The following is a 20,814-nucleotide window of genomic DNA, read 5'->3' as shown; positions in this document are numbered from 1 at the left end:
ATCTACCCGACCACGCGGCCGGTGCCGTCGCCGAGCGCGAGGCCGAGCGCTCCCCGGTCGGTGACCAGGTGGTCCACTCCCCCGGCCCGGCAGTGCTGCCGGACCACGGCGGCGCCCGGCGGGTCCCAGCCGGCCAGCAGCGCCGTGGTGGCGTCGTCGTAGCCGGCGATGTCGTCACTGACGAACACCAGCGACCCGAGTGTGGTGTTGACGGTGAACAGGGCGCGACGTTCGGCGTCGGTGAGCCTGGTGTCGTCGGTGCGCAGGATGACCACGTCCGGATCGTTGCCGAACCAGGTGCCGTCCATCCAGGCGCGGGCCAGGCTGCTGCGCATCGACGAGACGGTGGAGATCCGTTCCGGGTAGCGCAGGGCCCGCTGCACCGGGTCCTCCCATCTGGCGGCGACGTCGGCGCCGACCCGGCAGTAGTCGACCAGCCCGGCCGCGCTGACCAGGGGCACCCCGCAGCCCAGCATGACGGCGTCGCCGCACCATTCGCGGAGCAGGGTGACGGCTCGCCGCATCCGCTGGGCGCGGGTGGCGCCGGGTCGGCCGTCGAGGGCGGCGGCGTACAGGAAGTCGAGTTTGAAGAAGTCGAAGCCCCACACGTCGCGGGCGGTACGGATGACGCCTGCCAGGTATTCGAGGACCTCGGGGTGTTCCAGGTCGAGGGCGTGGAAGGTGCCTTTCCAGCCGGGGTTCCAGCCGGCCGGCACGCGGTGGCCGCGGTCGTCGCGCAGCAGCCAGTCGGGGTGCTGTTCGGCGAGGTCGCTGTCGCGGGCGGCGACGAACGGGGCGAGCCACAGACCGGGCCGCATCCCGGCGCGGCGGGCGGACGCGGCGAGTGGGGCGACGCCGTCGGGGAAGCCCGGCGCGAACGTGGTCCAGTCGCCGACCCGGGCCTGCCAGCCGTCGTCGATCTGGAAGACGTCGAACCGCACCCCGGAGGCGGCCAGGACGTCGATCTCGCCGGTGAGCCTCGGTGCGTCGATGTCGTTGTAGTAGCGGTACCAGCTGGTCCAGCCGGTGACCGGGCCGGCCGGGCGGGCGGTGGCGATCGACGCGGCCCAGGCGCGCAGCAGCTCGGGGGCGTGCTCGCCCTCCCGGTGGTCGATCCAGGCGACCCGGACGGTGCGGCCGGGTTCCAGGCGGCGGCCCGCCACGTCGACGACGATCCGCAGTTCACCGCGGCCGACCTCGATGATCGTGTACGCGTCGAAGCCCAGCCGGGAGCCCCACAGCTGGGCGCCGTCGGTGTTCTGGACGGCGAGGACCTCGTGGGAGCATTCGGCGCGCGGGTCCCGCTGACCGGTGGCGATCGCCGCGTCGCCGTACCTGTCGAATTTGAACAGTCGGCCGACCGGGTGCAGTGGCCGTCGCGCCGCCCGCAGCGGCCGGACCTGTGACTCCGACCAGGTCTGGTACCCGGACAGCCAGGCGAGTTCGCCCGGGGCGACGGCGGCGGGCAGCCGGATCACCAGGTGGTCGAGTTCGAGTTCGCTCGCGCCGGGGGTGACGTCGAGCCAGAAACCGGAGCCGTCGTCGCCGGTCGTGACGGTCGCGTCGGTGGCGTTGACCGGCACCACGGTGCCGCGCCGCCGGACGGCGAGCCTCCACTCGGTCACTTCGTCATCCCTTCGATCAGCCAGGCGGTGTGCCAGGTTCGTCCACGGGTGAGCCGGCCGGCCGGCTGTAGCCGCAGGTCGCCCGGTTTGTCGCCGCCGACCCCGCGGTGGGCGACGTCGAGCGACACCGTGGCCGGTCCCGTGGTGGGAAGTTCGTCAGCGTACGCGGCCGCGGCGAGCTGTTCCTGCGTGTACGGGCGGACCGACGCCTCGAACGGGTCGCCGGCGATGCGCCGGACCGTCAGGGTCAGGCCGCCGCCGGTGAGGGTCAGCCTCTCCAGACCGGTACGGTTCCCGTTCTCCTGCGGATGGGCGTAAGCGTGGGGGAATTGCTCGACCGTACGGGACCAGCGGCCCAGCGGTGATCCGGAGCAGCGGTCCCGGTAGTTCTCGCCCCGGCCGCGGCCGATCCATTCGACGTGGTCGAGGCGGCTGTCGAGGGTGCCGGTGAGCCCGGCCCGGACCAGTTCGTGCCGGCCCGCGGTGGCCCACATCTCGACACGGACGCCGCGGTCGGTGGCTTCGACGGCGAGCCTGATGTCGGCGCCGCGCACCCGCCAGCGGGTCCGGCCCCGGTCGGACCGGTACGGCCTGGTGCGCCGGTTGGCCCGACGCCACGCGGACACGCCGGTGAACGGGGTGAGGACGGGCGCGAAGTTGGTCAGGCCGCGATCGTTGTCGGTCGCGGCGCGCCACAGGTTGAGGCGCAGCGGGCTGCTCAGGAATTCGACTCCGCCGAACCGCAGGGAGGTGATCGCGCCGTCGTGGGTGTCGACGGCGGCCCACTCGGAGAAGCCGATGGCCGGGATGCGGGCGAGTTCGAACTGTTCCCAGGCGGTGTCGCCGACCTCGACCATCAGCGCCCACAGTCCGGGCCCGGCGATCGGCATGATCGGCAGGCGCACCTCGCGGGATCCGCCGGGGGCGGTGACGATGTCGCCGACCCGCCCGGAGGCGACCGTGACGCCGTCGCGTTCCAGCCGCCAGCACAGCGCCCGGCCGGTCAGGTCGTCGAAGCTGTGCCGGTTGGTCAGCCGGACCCCGTCGGCGGTGCGGGTGATCACCACGTGCTGGTAGACCTTGGCCAGTTCGTCGTAGGCGGGGTGCGGGGTGCGGTCGGCGGCCACGATCCCGTTCGCGCAGAACCAGCGGTCCGTCGGCGTCTCCCCGAAGGCGCCGCCATAGGCCTGCCGGACGAGATCATCCTTCCCGGGTACGGCGATCGTCTGATCCACCCAGTCCCAGACGAAGCCACCGGCCCAGTTCGGGTATCGGTGGAAGTTCTCCACGTGGTCGGCGGCGTTGCCGAAGCTGTTCTCCATGGCGTGCGCATACTCGCAGGCGATCACCGGCCGGCCGGTGTACCGCGCCGCGGGGAACGGTTTGTCGTCGCCCGCGAGCCTGTTGAACAGTCGCTGGATCAGGTTGATCCGTACGTCCCGGTGTTCGCCGATCCGCCGTTCGAGCTGCGGTGTCGGATACATCAGCGAGTACACGTCGGAGGTGGTGAGGGTGGTGTCGCCCTCGTAGTGGACCGGCCGGCTGTCGTCCAGCGCCAGGACCGCGCGTCTGGCGGCCCGGAAGGCCTCGCCGTCGCCCGCCTCGTTGCCCAGCGACCACATGATCACGCTCGGGTGGTTGCGGGACCGGCGGACCATCGCCTCGACCCGGGCCAGCACCGACGGCTGCCAGGCCGGGTCGTCGCCGGGGATGCCACGGCGGCGCACCCCGTGCGATTCCACCTCCGCCTCGTCCATGACGTAGAGGCCGTGTTCGTCGGCGAGCCGGTAGACCTGGTCCGGGTTCGGGTAGTGGGACAGCCGCAGGGCGTTGACGTTGGCCGCCTTCATCAGCGCGATGTCGTGTTCGCGGACGTCGGCCGGGACGTCCCAGATCCGCTCCGGGTGGAAGTCGTGGCGGTTCACGCCGTGCAGGACGATCGGGCGGCCGTTGACCCGCAGCTGTTCGCCGACGATCTCGACGCGCCGGAAGCCGACACGCAGATGTCGCCGGTCGGTGGCGCCGTCGCCCGCACCGGTGGTGACGCGGAGGTCGTACAGCATGGGGGTCTCGGCGCTCCATGGGCGAACCCGCAGGTCGACCGCCCACAGTGACCCCGCGCCCTCGGCGATGAGATCGTCGCCGAGGTGGACCTGGACGTGGGCGTCGACGTCGACCCGCAGCGAGCCCCGCTCTTCGACATGGTCGAAATCGGTCGTGACGGCGATGTCCCAGGGGCCGTGGGCGGGTTCGGCCTCGAGCCAGACGTCGCGGGTGATGCCGGACAGGAACCACATGTCCTGGTCTTCGAGGTAGGTCCCGGTGGAGTAGCGATGGACCACGACGGTGATCTCGCTGCCGGTGGTGACCCGACCGGACAGGTCGAAGGTGGCGCCGGTCATCGAGCCCTCGCTGTAGCCGATCAACTCGCCGTCGAGCAGCAGGTGGAAGGCGGATTTGACGCTCTCGAAGCGCAGCGTGATCCGGCGACCGGCCCACTGTTCGGGGATGTCGAGGCGGCGCCGGTAGATGCCGGTCGGCCGGTCGTGACGGTCGAGGCGGCCGTTCCCGCCGATCGCCGGTGGGTAGCGGAAGGCCAGGTAGTAGGGGGTGCCGTAGCCGTTGAGCTCCCAGACTGCGGGAACCTCGATCTCACCCCACGGGCCGGCCCGCAGGGTGGGGCTCCAGGCGAACTGCCAGGTTCCGCGCAGACTGACCCGCTCGATGGTGTCCGCTTCCGATCGCTCGGCGCGTTGTGGCATCCGCCCCCAGCCGACGATCCGCGGGTCCTCGACGTCGCGGCGCATCCGGTCCAGGTTCACGCGAGTTCCAGCTCCCGGACCAGCTCGGCGTGGCGTCTCTCGTCCAGTCGGTACCAGATCAGCGGGATCGCGGCCAGCACGCCGATGACACCCGGGACGATCGTCATGGTCGCGTGCAGGCCGTCCAGGGTGGCCCGGGTCTGGTCGGTGTTGGCGACGTAACCGAAGACGCCGAGCAGGGCCAGGCCGAGCGAGGCGCCCAGCGCGGAGGCGACCTTGGTCTTGAAGATGTTGCTGGAGAAGACCAGTCCCTCGGTACGCCGTCCGGTGCGCCACTGACCGTATTCGACGGTGTCGGCCAGCATCGACAGCAGGGTGATGTTGGTGACGCCGTAGCCCAGTCCGGTGATCGCGATCCACACCAGCATCGGGGTCAGCGACGCGTAGCCGGTCAGCCAGGAGCCGACCGAGGTCACGGTGGTGACGGCGAGCCCGGCCAGCGCCGCCCTCCGCTTACCCCACTGCTTGGCCACGACCGGGCTGAGTAGCGAACCGGTGACCGTGGTGATCGCGAAGACCCCGATGAACGCCGGCACCATGGTCTCGGCGTCGAAGTTGTAGCGCAGGTAGTAGGCCGGGATGATGCTGCGGATCGTGAACGCGATCTCGGTCAGCAGCATGGCCAGGAGCAGCAGCAGGAGCGGGCCGTTGCGGGCGAACAGGGCCAGCATCTCCCGTGCGCCGTAGTGGGGCGACGGCACGTAGTCCTCGCGCTCGCGGACCCGGGCGAAGGTGATCCAGGTCAGGATGATCGCGGTGACCGCGTAGACGATCGCGACGGCCTGCCAGGACAGCGCGGCGACCAGCGGCAGCGTGACGATGTTGACGCCGATGAAGCCGATGCTGGCCAGCGTGCGCGGGACCATGACGAGCGAGGTGCGTTCGGCGGCGTCCAGGGTGAGGGCCGCCGACATCGACCAGTACGGCACGTCCATGGCCGAGAACGACAGCCCCCACAGCAGGTAGCTCAGGTAGGCCAGCGCGAGCGTGGTCGATTCGTCGAGCTTGGGCACCGAGAACGCCAGGACGGTGAGCAGGCCGAGGACCGGCGGGGTGAACAGCAGGTACGGCCGGAACCGTCCCCACCGTGACGAGGTGCGGTCCACCAGCAGGCCCATGACCGGGTCGAACAGGGCGTCGACCACCCGGACGACCAGGAACAGCAGCGACGCCGCGGCGGCCGTGATGCCCAGCTCATCGGTGTAGAACAGCGCCAGATACGTCGCGACGAACCCGTAGATGATGTTGTTGCCGAGGCTCCCCCAGCCATAGGCGAGTTTCGTGCTCCAGCCCATTGTTTCTTCCTTCCGCTGCCGCGGCAGGAAAATAACACACGTGTGTCATTTTTGGGTGGGCTGGATCACGTCGTACAGGCGCGCGGCATCGGTCGAGTCGGGCAGCGGCACCGGTCGCCCGCGGCGCAGCGCGGTCAGCGGGGCGGTCGGCGGAGCGTCCAGCAGCGGTTTCAGCCGGGCCGCGGCCCTCGTCGTGGACTCGCCGAACAACCTCGCGGCGCCGCCGATCACGGCCCGCATCGGCTGGTCGAAGTTGCGGTGCATGCCACTGTCGACGAACAGCGGGTTGTACAGGACGTACCGGATCGGGCTGCCCGGATAGCGGTCGGCGAATCCGGCGCCGAGCAGGTCGTTGGCCCGGGCAACCTGCATCGTCGCGGCGAACAGCGAGTAGCCGCGGGTCAGTGTCAGATCGTCCCAGTGCAGGTGGCCCGCCCGGATGCCACCGACCCCGCACAGGTTGAGGATCATCGGGTTCGGGCTGCGTTCCAGGGCCGGGCGCAGGCCGTCGGCCAGCAGGTGGCGGGCCAGAGCGCCGATCGCGAAGGTCCGCTCGTGGCCCTCGTCGGTCACGATCCGCCGCCGGGAGAATCGTCCGGCCGACAGGATCAGGGTGTCGATCCGGTCGGGTAGCCGGTCGATCAGTTCGCGGGTCTGCCGCATCGACGTCAGGTCGGCGTCGGCGCTGCCCAACGCGATCACGTTCGCATCGATCGACGCGGCCAGGGCTCGGCCGATTCCGCGGGTCCCGCCCGCGATCACCACAGTGCGCATACTGGGATCGTCGACGCCGCCGGACGCGCCCGAAAGAAGGCACATCGATGTCACCGGTCCTACCGCTGCCCGTCACCACCGCCTCGCGGGAGTCGTGCGAGGCGACCGACGTGCTGCGCCTCGTCGGCGAGAAATGGACCGTCCTGGTCCTGGTCATCCTGCGGGACGGCGGCCCGTCCGGCTTCAATCGCCTCGATCGTACGGTCGAGGGGCTCAGCCGGCGCATCCTCACCCGCACGCTGCGCGGCCTGGAGCAGGACGGCCTGGTCAGCCGTCAGATCACCGCGTCCCACGTGGAGTACGCGATCACCGACCTGGGCCGGTCGCTGCTGCCGCTGATCCTCGCGGTCGGTGAGTGGGCGGTCGCCCACGCCCCGTCGATCGCGGCCGCCCGAGCCGCCTACCGTGGCGACCCGCCCGCTTGAGCGGCCTACCGCAACGGCTTGCGATACCGGTGATGACTCGTCGCCACCCGGAAGCCCAGCCGCTCGTAGAGTGTCCGGGCGCCCGCCGGATCGTGCGCCTCGGTCCGTAGCCGGGCCGGCCCGCCGAGATCCGCCAGCGCCCGGGTGAGCAGCGCCGACGCCAGCCCGCGCCGCTGAAAGTCCGGATCGACGGCGACGTCCTCGACCTCGTCGCCGTGCACCGCCACGAACCCGGCGATCCGCTCCCCCGACGTCGCCACCAGGAACGACGACCGATCCGAGCGGTGCAGCCAGTCCCGCAGCCGCTCCCGCGACGGCAGGCTCACGAACGGCCGCCCGGCCCACGCCCGCTGCGCGAGCCGCCACAGATCCCCGGCATCGTCCACGGTCGCGTTGCGGACCGCGATCCCTTCCGGCAGATCCTTCCGCGGTACGGGCGAAGCGTCCCGCCGCATCCAGATCATCGTGAAGATCCGCGCATAACCCCGGCTGGCCAGCAGTGCCGCCCGGTCGTCCTGTCCGTCGTCGGCGTTGCCACCGAGCATCACCGGCCCACCGAGCCGCCGTTGCTCGGACAGTCTCGCCGCGGCCGCCTCACTGGCGTCGAGCAGGAGCCCACCGAGCCCCCGTCGCCGGTCGGCGGCCCGCACATGCCCCTGGGTCAGGAACAGATGGACGCCGTCATCCTCGGTCCACGACCGCAACGAGGCCCACCCGGCGACCGTCCCGTCGCCGGCGTCGGCCACCAGCGACCACTCCGCCGACCCGAGCCGCTCACCGACGGCATCGCCCACCCGCAACGGCCGCAGCCGATAGCCCGCCATACCCCTCGACTCTAGGCACCCACCGGCGTTTCCCCCAGCCCACCCGCCCGGCACGGTCGGGGAGTCTGACCGACGGGTGGAGTCGTCTCGAGGGTCGGGCGGATTAGCGTGCCGGGGATCGACGGGCGACTCGCGGAGGCGTGGCATGGGATGGCTGACGGCGGTGGCGGCCTGCTATCCCCTCAATCAGTGGCTGGTCCGCCGTAAAGGGCTCGATCATCGGCCGTGGTTCGCTCCGAGCCTGTGGGGTCCGGTCGGCACGCTGATCATCGTCTTGGCCGAGCCCATGGGCTGGGCCCGGCCCTCCGGCCGCCGCATGCGGTAGCGACACCGGTGGTGTGCGTTCGTCGCTACTCGTGCGGGACCTTGACGGCGGGTTCCTGGACCGGGAGGGGGCGGACCGCGGTGGCGATCAGGGCGGCCAGGCCGAGCAGGGCCGCCACCAGGATCAACGCTCGCAGGACGGTGATCCGGTCGCCGAGGAATCCGATCACCGGCGGGCCGGCCAGGAACGCGCAGTAGCCGATCGAGGCGATCACGCTGACCCGGGCGGCGGCTCGGGTCGGGTCGTCGCCGCCGGCACTCATGCCGACCGGGAAGCCGAGGGAGGCGCCCAGGCCCCAGAGCAGGGCGCCCGCGTAGGCGAGGATCGGGTTCGGGGCGAAGACGAACAGGGCCACCCCGGCGGTGCCGATCAGGGCCAGGACACGGATCACCGGGGTACGGCCGTGGCGGTCCAGGATCGCCGGGCCGTACCAGCGTCCGATGGTCATCGCGGTGAGGAATCCGGCGAAGGCGAGGGTGCCGAGCGCCGGGGAGACGTGATGGCCGTCGATGGCGGCGATGCTGATCCAGTCGTTGCCGACGCCCTCGGTGAACGCGAAGGCCAGTACGAACACGCCGATCAGCAGGGTGCGCGGTTCCTTCCAGGCGGTGAGGGCGCTGATCTTCGGTGTCGGCTCGGACGCGTCGTGCGAGGTCTCGTCGTGGTCGGCGACGAAGTGCCGGGCCTGCCACACGACGGCCGCCACGACCAGCACGGTCACGCCGGTGAGGTGGGCGGCGACCGGCACGTGCAGGGCGACCATCCCGGCGCCGAGGAGAGCGCCCGCGACGGTCCCGAGGCTGAAGCCGGCGTGGAAGCGGGACATGATCGACCGGCCGAGATGGCGCTCGACGACGGTGCCCTGGACGTTCATGCCGACGTCCCAGGCGCCGTTGGCGAACCCGAGCAGGAACAGCCCGACCACCACCGGGACCACGCCGACCAGGGAGCCGAGGGCCGCGATGGTCAGGCCGACGCCGAGCAGCAGGGCCATCGCCATGACGGTGCGCGACGAGCCGATCCGGGTGACGACCGGGCCGGAGAGCGGGAGCGCGAGCAGGGACCCGGCGGCGATGGCGAGCAGCACCAGGCCGAGGGCGGCCGGGTCGAGACCCAGCTGGTCGCGGACCTGCGGGATGCGGGAGGCCCAGCTGGCGAACGCGAAGCCGGAACCGATGAAGGCGACATAGGTGGCCGTGGTGGCCGCCCGGACCGTCTCCGGCCGTACGATTGTGAACATGTTTTCGAACATAACAAACAGATCCGATGTTCGAAACGTTGTAACGGGGCCATCTTTTGTTGTTCAATGACGGGCATGACTCTCACCGACCGCCACCGGAAGATCCTCGACGCGGTCAAACAGGACGGAACGCTCACCGTCCGGGAACTGGCCCGGCTGACCGCCACCTCGGAGATGACCATCCGCCGTGACCTGGAGCAACTCGCCGAGCGCGGCATGATCACGCGCTATCGCGGCGGAGCCCGCAGTCTGACGCTGCGAGGCGAGGAGCCACCGTTCATGCTACGCGCGCAGGACGGTCAGGAGACGAAACGCCGGATGGCCGCGGCCGCGGCCGGCATGCTCGCCGACGGCGAGGCGCTCGTCCTGGACAGCGGCACCTCCTGTGTCGAGGTGGCCAAGCTGCTGCCCGGGCGACGGCTCACCGTGATGCCGATGTCGCTGCACTCGGTCGACGTGCTGATCGGCGTGCACGGGGTGCGACTGCTGCTGCCCGGCGGCGAGCCACGCCCGCACGAGCTGGCGCTGACCGGTCCGCTCGCGCTGGCGTCGCTGGCGTCGCTGCGGTTCGACACCGCGATCATCGGCTGCTGCGGGCTGACCGCCGACGGCATGACCGCGTACGACCTGGAGGACGCCGCGATCAAACGCGCGGTGATCGCCTCCGCCCATCGGGTCATCGCGTTGGCCGACCCGTCGAAGTTGACCCGGACCGCGCTGGCCTACGTGGCTCCGGTCTCCGCGATCGACCTGGTCATCACGACCGACGACGCCCCCGAGGAGCACACCGACGCCCTGACCACAGCCGGCACGATCGTGCATCGGGTGTGACGGCCGTGCCCGAGGCGATGCTGTTCGACCTGTTCGGCGTGATCGCGCTGACCCAGTCCGCCGAGTCCGAGCAGGCCCTGGCCTCGATCGCCGGTGCCCCGGTCGACGACTTCCTGGACGCCTACTGGCGGCCGCGCGCCCCCTACGACCGTGGGGAGCTCACCGCTGCCGACTATTGGCGGCAGGTCGCGGCCGACCTCGGCGCCGTCTTCGACGACGACCGGGTCGGCGCACTGGTCACCGCGGACGTGGCGAGCTGGGCGGGCGTCGACGAGGCCATGGTGGCGTACGTCGAACGGGCCGCGGCCTCAGCCGTACGCCTGGGTCTGCTCTCCAACATCCCGGAGGACCTGGCGGCCGATTTCGAACGCCGGCACCGCTGGTTGCGGTGTTTCGAGGTGGTCGCCTTCTCCTGCCGGACCGGGCTCGCGAAGCCGGATCCGGAGGCCTACCTGCACTGTTGCCGCGAGTTCGGCCTGGCACCGGAGCGGGTGCTGTTCATCGACGACCGCACGGAGAACGTGCGGGCCGCCGAGCGTCTCGGGATGGCCGCCCGGCTGTTCACCGGTGGATCAGAGGACCCGTTCGAGGGCGGCCTCCCACTGCAGTGACGGGTTCGCGGCGGCATCCACGGCCAGTTCCGGGTCGTCGAGCAGGGCGGCGATCCGGTCGGCGGGCAGGAGCGGGCAGCGGGCCGCCGCCGTGCGGACGCGTTCGCTTCGGTCGCGGGTCAGACGCTCGGCGACCGACGGATCGAGGGCCGGGTCACGCAGAGCGAGGCGGCGCACCTGGGGGTCCTCGTGATCGGCGAACCGGGCCAGCCCGTGGACCGGGAACCGTGGCCGGGCCGGCAGCACGTGCCGGGCCTGGCCTTCGAGGAAGCAGCGCAGCAACAGTTCGCCGGGGGCGTCCGGGTGGTTGGTGGCGAGCTCCCGCCGTACCGCCGGATCGGGGTCGTCGGTGAGGATCGCGACCAGGTCGGAGGGCAGCCCGGGGACCGCCGCGGACCGACGGCGAAGCCGGGGGTTGTCCGATCGTGCCCAGCGGATCGCGCGCGGCAGATCCGTCTCGGACAGTTCGAGTGCGGCCCGGTCGTCGTCGTCGACGTAGGCGTACTCCTCGATCGCGGTGCGGACCGCCTGGTCCGGGTCGGCGGCCAGCGACCGGATCAGATCATCTGGCAGGCCGGGCCGGGTGGCGATGGCCCGGCGGACCGTCGGGTCCGCGTCGTGAGCGAGCCGTCGCACCTGCTCAGGGATGAGGTCCTGGTGGGTGAGCGCCTCCCGGATCGGGCCGTGCGGGTGCCGGGACAGGGTTTCGATCAGGTCGGGCGGCGTGGTCGGGTTCGCGGCGACCGACGCCATGGCCTCCAGGTCGCCGGATGCCACCACCTGTTCGGCCAGCTCCCGCGACAGCGGCAGGTGCAGCGTGGTCCAGAACGCATGGCAGTGCTGCTGCGGCAGGTCGGCCGGGACCCGCGGCCGGTTCCGCTCGGTGTGAGCCTCGGCCGCAGCCGTCGCGACCTGCGGATCCGGGTCGTCGAGCAGCATCTCCGAGCGGGCGTAGGTGACGTGCAGGCGCACCCGCGGGTCCGGGTGCCGGGCCGCGAAGTCCAGCCGGCTCGGGGGCGCGAAAAGGATCTCCTCGAAGAACTCGGGTGCCGTCAACAGCGACTCCGCGGTCAGGTCACACGCTTCGGACATCACCCGAATCAAGGCGTCGGCCGGTAGCGGCGGATGATCACGAGCGGTCAGCACGTTGAGCCGAACCAGCCAGTCGTCGTCGGTCAGCAGAGCCGCCCGCAGCACGAGGTCGGCGTCCGGATGACCGGCGAGGGCGGATCGGATCTTCCGGGACGGGTGCACGGCCATCGCCTCCTGCACCGGCTTCGGCAGGGTGGCCCGGCCGAAGATCCCCCGGCCCAGCGCGTCGGGCCGGGCTCGCAGGAGGTGGAGAAGGGCGTCCGCCGGCACCGACGGGTTCTGGGCGAGGCCGCGTACGACCTGTTCTCGATCCACCGGTGGAAGGCTGTCACATTCGCGCGACCCCGTTCGTCCTGGTGGTCATGAAGCGCATCCTCGTCACCGGTTCGACCGGCACCCTCGGCCGCCCGGTGGCCGAACTCCTCACCTCGCTCGGCCACGACGTCCGGGGCCTGAGCCGCCGTCCCGGTGCCGCCTACCAGGGCGATCTCGTCTCCGGGGCGGGGCTCGACGCGGCCCTCGACGGCGTCGACACGGTCGTGCACTGCGCCAGCGACACCCGCCGGCAGGGAAAGACCGACCTCGCGGCCACCCGCAATCTGCTGGACGCCGCCGCCCGGGCCGGGCACCCGCACGTCGTCTTCGTCTCGATCGTCGGCGTCGACCGGATCCCGTACCCGTACTACCGGATCAAGCTGGAAGCCGAGGGACTGATCGGCGCCTACGGCGGAACGACCCTGCGGGCCACCCAGTTCCACGACTTCGTGCTGGCCGGCGCCCGCATCTTCGCCAAACTGCCGCTGGTGCTCGCGCCGGACGTCAAGGTCCAGCCGATCGCCACCCACGACGTCGCCGTGCGCATCGCGGAACTCGTCGACCAGCCGGTCGCCGGGCGCGTCGACGACCTCGGCGGTCCCGAGGTGCTCTACGTCCCCGACCTGTTCCGCTCCTACCTGGAACGGATCGGCAGACACCGCCGGGTGGTCCCGGTACGCCTGCCGGGCGCCGCCTTCCGCGCCTTCCACGACGGCGAACACCTCACCCCGGCGCATCGGTCCGGCGGCGAGCGGTGGTCCGGCTTCCTCGGCGGTACGGCCGTCGAGCGCTGATCCCACGCTGATCCGATTCGGGCGGCCCGGTGCCCTCACCGGGCCGCGATCACGCTGTGTCATCATCACCGGCATGAGTGCTTGGGTCTACAACGACCGCCCCGACGGTGTGAGCTTCCTGCCCGCCCGGATCACCGATCCGGCCCGCACCGAGATCGAGGAGGAGATCTGGACCTGGATCGTCCGGGGCGAGGACGACCCGGCCGAGTTCGTCGACTACCTCGAGGACGACGAGGAGCGGCACGGCCTCACCGACGAGGAGCTGACCGCGGCGTACGAGAAGGCGCTCACCGTCCGCCGCGATCAGCAACGGTCATGGGGTGAGATCCGCAGCAACCTGACGCGCGCCTTCGACGAGCTGAACTCGGTGGGCGTGCTGGCCCGGGAGAATTTCAGCTGCTGCGGCACCTGCGCGTCGGCGGAGATCCACGACGAGCGCGACGACTCCCGGCACTGGCACGGCTACGTCTGGTACCACCAGCAGGACACCGACTCGCTGATCGCCGACCCGAACGGCTCGGTGTATCTGGGCTACGGGGTGTATCCGCCGGTCGACTTCGACGAGGACGCCTACGAGAAGCTCTCCGATGAGGACAAGCAGGCCGCGTACCAGATCGACCTGGAACACCTGATGGACGACGTGGTCTTCCCGACCCTGCAACGCCACGGCATGCAGGTCGTCTGGAACCGTGACCAGGCCAAACGCATCCTGGTCACGGGCGCCCGCTGGTACGCGCCACTGGACTGACCGCCCGGTCCGGTTACCACCGGAGTGTCGGGATCAGCCGCCGCCGGGGTCTCGGTCTGCGGTCAGAGCGCGCTCCAGGCCGTTGATGATCAGGTCGAGGCCGTAGTCGAACTCGTCACCGTAGGCGTACCCGGGCTGTAGCGCGTGGTCGACGATCATCTCGGTGAGGTGCGGGTACTGCTCGGCGTCCAGGTCTCGCAGGATCCCGTCGGCCACCTCCGCCACCTCCTCGGGGGTCGCGATCGGCATGTTCGTCGACTGGAGCGCGAAACCGTACACGTAACTGTCGATCACCGAGACGGCGTGTGCGGTGAGCACGAGCGGGAAGCCGGCCCGCCGGAACACGCCGAGCACGGCGTCGTTGTGTCGCCGGTTGCCCGGACCCGGGGCCGGCCGGGACTGGAGGACACCGGTCGCCCAGGGGTGGCGGGTGAGCGCGGCGCGAAGTGAGGCGGCGTGCCGTCGGGTGGCGTCCTGCCAGCTCTCTCCTGGAACGGGTAGTTCGAGTTCGGTGAAGACCAGATCGACCATGCCGTCGAGGATGTCGTCCTTGTTCGACACGTGGTTGTACAGCGACATCGCCTCGACGCCCAGCGCGGTGGCGATCTTGCGCATGGCCGGTGTGGCCAGGCCGTCCTCATCGGCCAGCTGGACGGCGGCCGCGATCACCCGTTCCCTGCTGAGCGGAAGGCGAGAGCGGGACCGGCCCGTCGCGCGCGTCGCTTGTTCGGCCATCGGCTCCTCCGGCGCTTGACGAACTTACTTTGTAAGTCCTACCGTACTGCAACAACGGCAACTTACTAAGTAAGTAAGGAGAGGGTCATGAACGTCGGTGAAACGACCAGGACGACCGAGGAGCTCGGTGCGCGGCGGCTGGCCCGGGCGACCGGCCTGCTCTTCGTCGTGCTCCTGGTCTTCGGGATGCTGACCGCCCTGACTCTGGACGCGGTGCTCGTGCCGGGCGACGCGACGGTCACCGCGAGCAACGTGCTCGGGTCGCGGTGGCTGTTCGTCGCCGGCCTGGTCGGCTGGGTTCCCCTCGTCTGCGCCGACGTCGCGGTCGCCGTCACCTTCCACGCCCTACTGAAGGCGGCCGGTCCGCTGCTGTCACCGCTGACGGCCGCGTTCCGGCTGGTGTACGCGGCGACGCTGGTCGCCCTCGTGCCTCAACTGTTCACCGCATATCGGCTACTGACCGACTCCGGCCCGGCCTCCGAGGCCGGGCGGGCCGGGCGCGAGGCACAGGCGCTCGCCGGGCTGGAGAGCTTCGACGTCGGCTTTCAGTTCGCTCTCGTCTTCTTCGGTGTCCACCTCGTCCTGCTCGGAGTCCTGTTGCGCCGGTCCGGCCACGTGCCCGCCGTCCTGGCCGGGCTGGTCGTCGCGGCCGGCGCCGGATACCTCGTCCACAACCTCGCCGGGCTCCTCGTCGACCTCCCGGCGCCGCTGAGCGCCGTCCTGCTCACACCGTCGCTCGTCGGCGAGGTCGGCATGATGATCTGGTTGCTGGTCAAAGGCGTCCGGGTCCCCACCACCGCACCCGCTCCGCTGAAATAATCAGCGGAGCCGATGGCGCGAGTCTGTTAGACAGTTCCGATGCCCGGACGCCGACGACTGATTCCGCTCGCCTGTGCCCTCGCCGTCGACATGTTCGGCAGTGGTCTCTTCCTGCCCGTCTCGCTGCTCTATTTCACCGAGGTGGCCGGGTTACCGCTGGCCACCGTCGGTCTGCTGCTGAGCGTCGCGGCGATCGGCTCGCTGCCGGTGCCGCTGCTGGTCGGGCAGGTCGGGCACCGGTTCCGGCCGATCGACCGGGTGATCCTGGCGCAGGTGGTGCAGGCGGTGGCCTTCGCGGGGTATGCGTGGGCGGACACCGCGGCCGGAGTCCTGGCCGTGGCGATGCTCGCGGCGATCGGGCAGCGGCTGTTCTGGTCGTCGTTCTTCTCGGTGGTCGCCGGCCTGGCCGAGCCGGAGGAGGACCGGTCGGCCACCGACCGGCGCTACGCGCTCACCGGCATGATCCAGATGGCGTCGATGGGTGCCGGCACGCTGCTCGGCGGACTGGTCGTGGCGTACGGCTGGTATCAGCCGGTGGTGTGGTTCAACGCGGCGAGCTTCCTGCTCTCGGGGGTGCTTCTCCTGCTGGCGCCCCGCGACCGGGCGGCCCTGCCGGCGGGCCCGGCGGTCGGTGGTTACCGGGAGATGCTTCGCGACCGGCCCTACCTGCTGCTGATCGCGGTGAACACGATCTTCGCGCTGTGCAGCGTGTTCATCGGGGTGGCACTGCCGGTCTACCTGATCGAGGCGCTGCCCACCCCGGACTGGCTGGTCGGGCCGCTGCTCGCGGCCAACACGGTGCTGCTCGCCTCCGGGCAGGCGCTCGCGGTCCGGCTGGTCCGGCCGCTGTCCCGGCCGCGAGGGCTGGCGCTGGCCGGTCTGCTGTGGGTGGTGTGGGCGCTGCTGTACGCGGCGGCGATCCGCGTGCCGGGGGCGGCGCTGGTCCCGTACCTCCTGGTGGGGTTGATCTTCTTCGCCGCCGCCGACCTGATCCACGCGCCGCTGTCGAACACCCTCTCCGCGGCGGCCGCGCCACCCGCGCAGCGGGATCGGTATCTGGCCGTCTACCAGTACTGTTTCGCCTTCGCGAGCATCCTGGCGCCGGCGTTCTTCACCACGCTGTACGCCCGCGGCCCGGCCGTGCCATGGCTGGCCCTGGCCGCGGTGACCGCCGTCGCGACCGTGGTCGTCCACACCCTGAACAGGCCCCTGACCGCCCGGGAGCAGATCACCCACCAGGCGGCCTAGAAGCCTCCGGCGACGAGCCGTCAGTCCTCGCGGCGGCCGAATTCGATGTTGTCGAGGTCGCCGTGGAACTGGTCGGTATCGATGTCACTCTGGGTGGCGCTGATCCGTTTTCCGCCGATCACCACGGCGCCGCTGGGCAGGATGTCCTGCAGCCTCCCGGTCCGCTGGGCGGGCGGCAGCAACTGTCGGCCGGTGACCGGATCGTGGACGCGGATCTGGAACAGCACCGGCGACAGGCGGATGCACATGACCCGGTACCAGCGGCCGACGTCGAGCTTCAGATCTGCCGGGAGCAGCACGAACTCGGAGCCGTCGGACCAGCGGCAGGACGGCGTGCCGGAGTCGACCTGCATCTTCCACTGGCTGACCCCGGCGCCGGCCGCCCCGAACTGGAAGACGTTCATGCCGGCGGCCGCCGACGGCGGTTCGGTGAGTCGGATGTCGGCGCTGATCACGAACCGGCCGTCACCCGGCGTGAGCGTCACGGTGTTCGCGGGCCGCACGATCCCCTGCGGGCACGGGACGACGACACAGCTGCCGCCGGGGAACCGCAGGAAGTGGTCGCCGTCCGGACCGGTCACCGACGAGACGGTGCCACCACCGCCGGTGAGGATGGCGCCGTGCAGACCCTTGCCGCTGCTGTCGGCCACATGCGTGGCATCGGCGAGGTCGCCCTGGTAGCGGAGTTCGATCTCACCGGGCGGCGGGACGGCCACCGCGGGCGTCGCCGCGGCGCCGACGACAACGGCCGAGACAAAACCGATGATGGTACGCGTAAACGTCATACCTGGTAGTGCAGCGGACGGTAGGGTCGTGACACCGCCGAATATGTGCGACTGCCTCCGGACGTACCCCGATCGGGCATCTCGCCGCGCGATCAATCTGTCGTCACGTTGGATGACGGGCGCGCACCACCGCCTCGGTTCCGCCGGGATCGGCTGTGCCAAGATCGTGGGAGTGACGACCGCTGAGACCTATGCCGAGTTCGCCGCCCGGGAGGCCCACGGGGTCTCCCCCATCTATGAGCGCCTGTCGCGGGCTGTCGCCGGTGACGCGACGATCCACGAGTTGCTGGAGACGGTTCCGGAGGCCAAGCGTCAGCCGAACCTGCTGTTCGGGGTGGTGCGGCTGCTCGGTGGACCGGTCGACGATCCGGCCGCCTTCCGTGACTTCACGGTGGCGCGCTGGGCGGAGATCGCACCGAACCTGCGTGGCCGGGCGACTCAGACGAACGAGCCGGGTCGATGTGCGGTGCTCCTGCCCGTACTGCTGAGGTTGCCGCAACCGCTCGCCCTGCTGGAGGTCGGCGCGTCGGCCGGGCTGGGGCTTTATCCCGATCGGTATTCCTACCGTTACGGTGACCGGCGGCTCGGGACCGGCGGTCCGGTCCTGGAGTGCGATCTGACCGGAGTCGAGGCGCCGGACCGGTTGCCGGAGGTGGTGTGGCGGGCCGGCCTGGATCTCAACCCGCTGCGGGTGACCGATTCCGATGATGTCGCGTGGCTGGACGCGTTGATCTGGCCGGAGCACGAGCATCGCCGGGCGCGATTGACGACGGCCGCTGCGATCGCCGCCGCCGATCCGCCGCACCTGATCCGTGGCGATCTGGTCGACGACCTGCCGGCCCTGGTGGCGCAGGCGCCGGCCGGGGCGACCCTGGTGATCTTCCATACGTCGGTGCTGTACCAGGTCCCGGACGATCGTCGGCAGGCGTTCGAGGAGCTGGTCCAGACACTGCCCGGGCACCGGATCTCGGTCGAGGCGCCGGGTGTGGTGCCGTTCGGGGATCTGCCGCCGGCCCCGGACGACACGCTGCACAATGTGGTCGCCCTGGACGGGGTGCCGCTGGCCTGGGCCCGCGGGCACGGTCAGGCGATGTCCTGGTTCGCGGGCTGACGGTGCCGGTCGATCCAGCGGCGCACCTCGGCGGCGGATTGCGCAACGGTTCGGCCGGTGGTGTCGATGACCGGAACCGACCAGCTGTCCGGAAGCGTCCAGCGCATCTGGTCCCATGCGCCGTTCATGATCGCTTCCGGTCGGTGCGAGGGGTCGGCGGCATGGCCGCGTTGCCATTGCGCCCAACCGATGAACCTCTCGGTGGCCCTGGCGTCCCACCGGCCGGGGTCACGTCGGGTGAGGCGCTGCCGTCGCACCTCGTCGTCGACGTCGAGCAGGCAGGCGGCGATGCCGTCCAGGGCCGGCGCGGACGGGCAGGCGAGCACCTCGCCGAGCGGCGACTGGCCGGTGAGCAGCATGTCGAGGCCGTCGTCCTGGTAGCGCAGCGCGCGCCGGATCCAAGCCTCCAGACTGCGTTGGCGCCACACGAGGTCCGCATCGGACGGCACGCCGATCTCGTCGAAGTCGTGCCACACCAGGCCGTCGATCGGTCCGCAGGCACGGACCGTGGTCGTCTTTCCCGAACAACTCGATCCGGAGATCGTCAACAGCATCGGAGACCTCCATGGAGCAGGTGAGCAGTCGCGTCGTCTATCAGAATCCGTGGATGACGGTACGGGAGGACGAGGTCCGTCGGCCGGACGGCAGTCCGGGGATCTACGGGGTGGTCGAGAAGCCGGATTTCGCGCTGGTGCTGCCCCGGTGGGAGCGCGGGTTCTGGTTGGTGGAGCAGTTCCGGTATCCGGTCGGGCGGCGGGCCTGGGAGTTTCCGCAGGGCAGTTGGGGTGCCGGGGCCGGAGGGGAGCAGGCCGCGCTGGCCCGGCGGGAACTCGCCGAGGAGACCGGGCTGCGGGCCGAGGCGATGGTCCATCTCGGACATCTCTTCGAGGCGTACGGGTACTGCACGCAGGGCTTCGACGTCTACCTGGCGACCGGGCTGGCCGAAGGGGAACCCGATCGGGAGGCGAGCGAGCAGGACATGATCCATCGGGCGTTCACCGACGACGAGGTGACCGCGATGATCCGGCGCGGGGAGATCGTCGACGCCCCCTCACTGGCCGCCCTCACCCTGTACCGTCTCGCCGGGTGAAAAAGGTAGAACGACGCGCCGACACCGCCCGCATCGCCGGCACCATGGCGATCGTCACCGGGCTGTTGATCACCCTGGTCGGCCTGGCCACCGACGCCACCCCCGCGAAGGGGTATTTCTTCGCCGGGATGCTCGTGGTGATCGGCTCCGGGTTACGGCTGGAGGCCGCGATCAGCCGCCGCCAGTGACCGGCGGCCGCAGCAGCCGGATCGCACGGCGCGCGAGCCGGTCGCGCGGGACCTCATCCGGACCGGGCGGACCAGACGGCGCGGCGGCGGTAGCCTGGTCGCACACGACTGGCGCGGGTGGGACACCACCGGGGAGTGACGTCAAGGGCATCGACCGCCTGGGTGCTCGTCCGACACCGGATGAGGAGCTGCCCATGGCCACCCACCGCATTCTGCATCTGTCCGACCCGCACGTGACCGGGTCCGGTTTCGACGAGGACGGGGTCGACGCGGCCGGGGCGCTCGACCGGATCCTGCATGACGCGCGGTTCGTGCCCGACCTCGACCTGGTGCTGGTCACCGGGGACATCGCCGACGACGGCTCGGCCGAGGGATGTGCCGCCGTGTTGCGGCGGGTCGGCGCGTTCGCCCGGGAGCGCGGGATCCCGCACGTCTACACGACGGGTAACCATGACGCCCGGGAGCCGTTCGCGAAAGTGTTCGGCAGTGCCCATCTCGGGCCGGACGGGGCGGATCTCGGGTCGCCGGGTCCGCAGCGGGCGGCCGTCAGTGCGGTGTCCGGGCTGCGGATCATCACGCTGGACAGTCTGGTCCCCGGTTCGGTGCACGGGTTCGTCGACGAGGAGCAGCTGGCCTGGCTGGGTGGGCTGTTGGAGCGACCGGCACCGGCCGGTTCGGTCGTGGCCCTGCACCATCCGCCGATCGTCACCGGCGCGTCGCCGTCGATGGCGCGGGTGAATCTGCAGAACGGCGAGCGGCTGGCCGAGGTGCTGGCCGGCAGTGATGTGCGGGCGGTGCTGTGCGGTCACTACCACTCGCAGTTGTCCGGGTTCCTGAGCGGGATCCCGGTGTGGGTGACCCCGGGTGTGGTCACCCGGATCGATCTGACCGCGCCGCCGCATCTGGTGCGCGGGGTGCTCGGCGCGGGCGCGACGGTCGTGGACCTGGGCGGGCCGTTCTCGCCGGTGTTCCACACGTTGCACGCGCGCGATCCGCGTGCGGGTGAGCAGGTCTACCTGGTCGACACCGGGTCGGGGCGGGACGTGAGCGCCGAGGAGTAGACCGCGGGCACCGCGGCGACCGCCGGTGATGGCCGGTGGTCGCCGCGGTGGCGGTG

General features: G+C 70.9%; 22 protein-coding genes and 1 riboswitch. Of the genes, 12 read left to right on the top strand and 10 right to left on the bottom strand.

From position 1 onward, the window contains the following. Nucleotides 1–2: 2 nt before the first annotated feature. From Q0Z83_RS14210 to Q0Z83_RS14195, 4 genes are read right to left on the bottom strand one after another with little or no spacing between them, the layout of a single operon-like run. Nucleotides 3–1,625 (bottom strand): glycoside hydrolase family 36 protein, encoded by a 1,623-nt coding sequence (locus tag Q0Z83_RS14210; RefSeq protein WP_317794372.1) that lies wholly within the window; start codon nucleotides 1,623–1,625, stop codon nucleotides 3–5. Continuing rightward, a complete protein-coding gene (locus Q0Z83_RS14205) occupies nucleotides 1,622–4,447 on the bottom strand; it encodes a glycoside hydrolase family 2 TIM barrel-domain containing protein (RefSeq protein ID WP_317794371.1) in 2,826 nt (941 codons plus the stop codon). The genes Q0Z83_RS14210 and Q0Z83_RS14205 overlap by 4 nt, the downstream gene beginning before the upstream one ends. Beyond that, nucleotides 4,444–5,742, bottom strand: coding sequence for a glycoside-pentoside-hexuronide (GPH):cation symporter (locus Q0Z83_RS14200; protein ID WP_317794370.1), 1,299 nt, complete (start codon nucleotides 5,740–5,742; stop codon nucleotides 4,444–4,446). The genes Q0Z83_RS14205 and Q0Z83_RS14200 overlap by 4 nt, the downstream gene beginning before the upstream one ends. A gap of 45 nt (nucleotides 5,743–5,787) precedes the next feature. Continuing rightward, nucleotides 5,788–6,516, bottom strand: a complete 729-nt coding sequence (locus Q0Z83_RS14195; RefSeq protein ID WP_317794369.1) for a Rossmann-fold NAD(P)-binding domain-containing protein — start codon at nucleotides 6,514–6,516, stop codon at nucleotides 5,788–5,790. A gap of 47 nt (nucleotides 6,517–6,563) precedes the next feature. On the opposite strand from Q0Z83_RS14195, the gene Q0Z83_RS14190 reads away from it, so the two are divergent. After that, the gene (locus Q0Z83_RS14190) at nucleotides 6,564–6,941 is read left to right on the top strand and encodes a winged helix-turn-helix transcriptional regulator (protein ID WP_317794368.1); all 378 of its coding nucleotides are present in this window, start codon (nucleotides 6,564–6,566) and stop codon (nucleotides 6,939–6,941) included. Nucleotides 6,942–6,946: 5 nt separating this feature from the next. On the opposite strand, the gene Q0Z83_RS14185 is transcribed toward Q0Z83_RS14190, so the two are convergent. Further along, a complete protein-coding gene (locus Q0Z83_RS14185; protein ID WP_317794367.1) occupies nucleotides 6,947–7,765 on the bottom strand; it encodes a GNAT family N-acetyltransferase in 819 nt (272 codons plus the stop codon). A gap of 145 nt (nucleotides 7,766–7,910) precedes the next feature. Here Q0Z83_RS14185 and Q0Z83_RS14180 point away from each other — a divergent pair, with 145 nt between their 5' ends. Continuing rightward, complete coding sequence (locus Q0Z83_RS14180) at nucleotides 7,911–8,090, top strand: hypothetical protein (protein ID WP_317794366.1); 180 nt, start codon at nucleotides 7,911–7,913, stop codon at nucleotides 8,088–8,090. A gap of 25 nt (nucleotides 8,091–8,115) precedes the next feature. Here Q0Z83_RS14180 and Q0Z83_RS14175 read toward each other — a convergent pair whose 3' ends face one another. Next, nucleotides 8,116–9,330 (bottom strand): MFS transporter, encoded by a 1,215-nt coding sequence (locus tag Q0Z83_RS14175; protein ID WP_317794365.1) that lies wholly within the window; start codon nucleotides 9,328–9,330, stop codon nucleotides 8,116–8,118. Nucleotides 9,331–9,405: 75 nt separating this feature from the next. Between Q0Z83_RS14175 and Q0Z83_RS14170 the strand changes: the two genes are divergently transcribed. Further along, a complete protein-coding gene (locus Q0Z83_RS14170; RefSeq protein WP_317794364.1) occupies nucleotides 9,406–10,161 on the top strand; it encodes a DeoR/GlpR family DNA-binding transcription regulator in 756 nt (251 codons plus the stop codon). Continuing rightward, nucleotides 10,158–10,772 carry an HAD family hydrolase gene (locus Q0Z83_RS14165; RefSeq protein ID WP_317794363.1) on the top strand — a complete coding sequence of 205 codons (615 nt, stop codon included), beginning with the start codon at nucleotides 10,158–10,160 and terminating at the stop codon, nucleotides 10,770–10,772. The genes Q0Z83_RS14170 and Q0Z83_RS14165 overlap by 4 nt, the downstream gene beginning before the upstream one ends. On the opposite strand, the gene Q0Z83_RS14160 is transcribed toward Q0Z83_RS14165, so the two are convergent. Continuing rightward, nucleotides 10,734–12,179 carry a hypothetical protein gene (locus tag Q0Z83_RS14160; RefSeq protein ID WP_317794362.1) on the bottom strand — a complete coding sequence of 482 codons (1,446 nt, stop codon included), beginning with the start codon at nucleotides 12,177–12,179 and terminating at the stop codon, nucleotides 10,734–10,736. The genes Q0Z83_RS14165 and Q0Z83_RS14160 overlap by 39 nt on opposite strands. Before the next feature lie 47 nt (nucleotides 12,180–12,226). Here Q0Z83_RS14160 and Q0Z83_RS14155 point away from each other — a divergent pair, with 47 nt between their 5' ends. Together Q0Z83_RS14155 and Q0Z83_RS14150 are read left to right on the top strand one after the other, a co-directional pair. After that, the gene (locus Q0Z83_RS14155; protein WP_317794361.1) at nucleotides 12,227–12,973 is read left to right on the top strand and encodes an SDR family oxidoreductase; all 747 of its coding nucleotides are present in this window, start codon (nucleotides 12,227–12,229) and stop codon (nucleotides 12,971–12,973) included. Between the two features lie 73 nt (nucleotides 12,974–13,046). Then, entirely contained in the window at nucleotides 13,047–13,721 is a 675-nt protein-coding gene (locus Q0Z83_RS14150; RefSeq protein ID WP_317794360.1) for a DUF6891 domain-containing protein, read from the top strand. A 33-nt stretch (nucleotides 13,722–13,754) separates the two neighbouring features. Here Q0Z83_RS14150 and Q0Z83_RS14145 read toward each other — a convergent pair whose 3' ends face one another. Further along, complete coding sequence (locus Q0Z83_RS14145; protein WP_317794359.1) at nucleotides 13,755–14,390, bottom strand: TetR/AcrR family transcriptional regulator C-terminal domain-containing protein; 636 nt, start codon at nucleotides 14,388–14,390, stop codon at nucleotides 13,755–13,757. Between the two features lie 153 nt (nucleotides 14,391–14,543). On the opposite strand from Q0Z83_RS14145, the gene Q0Z83_RS14140 reads away from it, so the two are divergent. Together Q0Z83_RS14140 and Q0Z83_RS14135 are read left to right on the top strand one after the other, a co-directional pair. Beyond that, the gene (locus Q0Z83_RS14140) at nucleotides 14,544–15,275 is read left to right on the top strand and encodes a DUF4386 domain-containing protein (protein WP_317794358.1); all 732 of its coding nucleotides are present in this window, start codon (nucleotides 14,544–14,546) and stop codon (nucleotides 15,273–15,275) included. Nucleotides 15,276–15,314: 39 nt separating this feature from the next. Continuing rightward, nucleotides 15,315–16,523 (top strand): MFS transporter, encoded by a 1,209-nt coding sequence (locus Q0Z83_RS14135; RefSeq protein ID WP_317794357.1) that lies wholly within the window; start codon nucleotides 15,315–15,317, stop codon nucleotides 16,521–16,523. Nucleotides 16,524–16,543: 20 nt separating this feature from the next. Here the strand turns inward: Q0Z83_RS14135 and Q0Z83_RS14130 are convergent, their stop codons facing one another. Then, complete coding sequence (locus Q0Z83_RS14130; protein WP_317794355.1) at nucleotides 16,544–17,308, bottom strand: hypothetical protein; 765 nt, start codon at nucleotides 17,306–17,308, stop codon at nucleotides 16,544–16,546. Between the two features lie 166 nt (nucleotides 17,309–17,474). Between Q0Z83_RS14130 and Q0Z83_RS14125 the strand changes: the two genes are divergently transcribed. Further along, on the top strand, nucleotides 17,475–18,419 hold the full coding sequence (locus Q0Z83_RS14125) for a DUF2332 domain-containing protein (RefSeq protein ID WP_317797076.1): 945 nt from the start codon (nucleotides 17,475–17,477) through the stop codon (nucleotides 18,417–18,419). Here the strand turns inward: Q0Z83_RS14125 and Q0Z83_RS14120 are convergent. Further along, nucleotides 18,392–18,973, bottom strand: coding sequence for a hypothetical protein (locus Q0Z83_RS14120; RefSeq protein ID WP_317794354.1), 582 nt, complete (start codon nucleotides 18,971–18,973; stop codon nucleotides 18,392–18,394). The two genes, Q0Z83_RS14125 and Q0Z83_RS14120, sit on opposite strands and share 28 nt — an antisense overlap. Before the next feature lie 53 nt (nucleotides 18,974–19,026). On the opposite strand from Q0Z83_RS14120, the gene Q0Z83_RS14115 reads away from it, so the two are divergent. The 3 genes from Q0Z83_RS14115 (at nucleotide 19,027) to Q0Z83_RS14105 (ending at nucleotide 20,758) form a co-directional block, all read left to right on the top strand. Continuing rightward, entirely contained in the window at nucleotides 19,027–19,509 is a 483-nt protein-coding gene (locus tag Q0Z83_RS14115) for an NUDIX hydrolase (protein WP_317794353.1), read from the top strand. Next, a complete protein-coding gene (locus Q0Z83_RS14110; protein WP_317794352.1) occupies nucleotides 19,506–19,697 on the top strand; it encodes a hypothetical protein in 192 nt (63 codons plus the stop codon). Before Q0Z83_RS14115 ends, Q0Z83_RS14110 begins: the two co-directional genes overlap by 4 nt. A 94-nt stretch (nucleotides 19,698–19,791) precedes the next feature. Continuing rightward, a riboswitch (ZMP/ZTP riboswitch) is annotated at nucleotides 19,792–19,868 on the top strand. A 23-nt stretch (nucleotides 19,869–19,891) separates the two neighbouring features. Continuing rightward, entirely contained in the window at nucleotides 19,892–20,758 is an 867-nt protein-coding gene (locus Q0Z83_RS14105) for a metallophosphoesterase family protein (RefSeq protein ID WP_317794351.1), read from the top strand. Nucleotides 20,759–20,814 lie beyond the last annotated feature (56 nt).

Origin of the sequence: Actinoplanes sichuanensis, assembly GCF_033097365.1 — a bacterium.
Lineage (GTDB): Bacteria > Actinomycetota > Actinomycetes > Mycobacteriales > Micromonosporaceae > Actinoplanes > Actinoplanes sichuanensis.
Note: the sequence above shows the minus strand (reverse complement) of the source record. Positions and strands in the feature narration are given on the sequence as shown.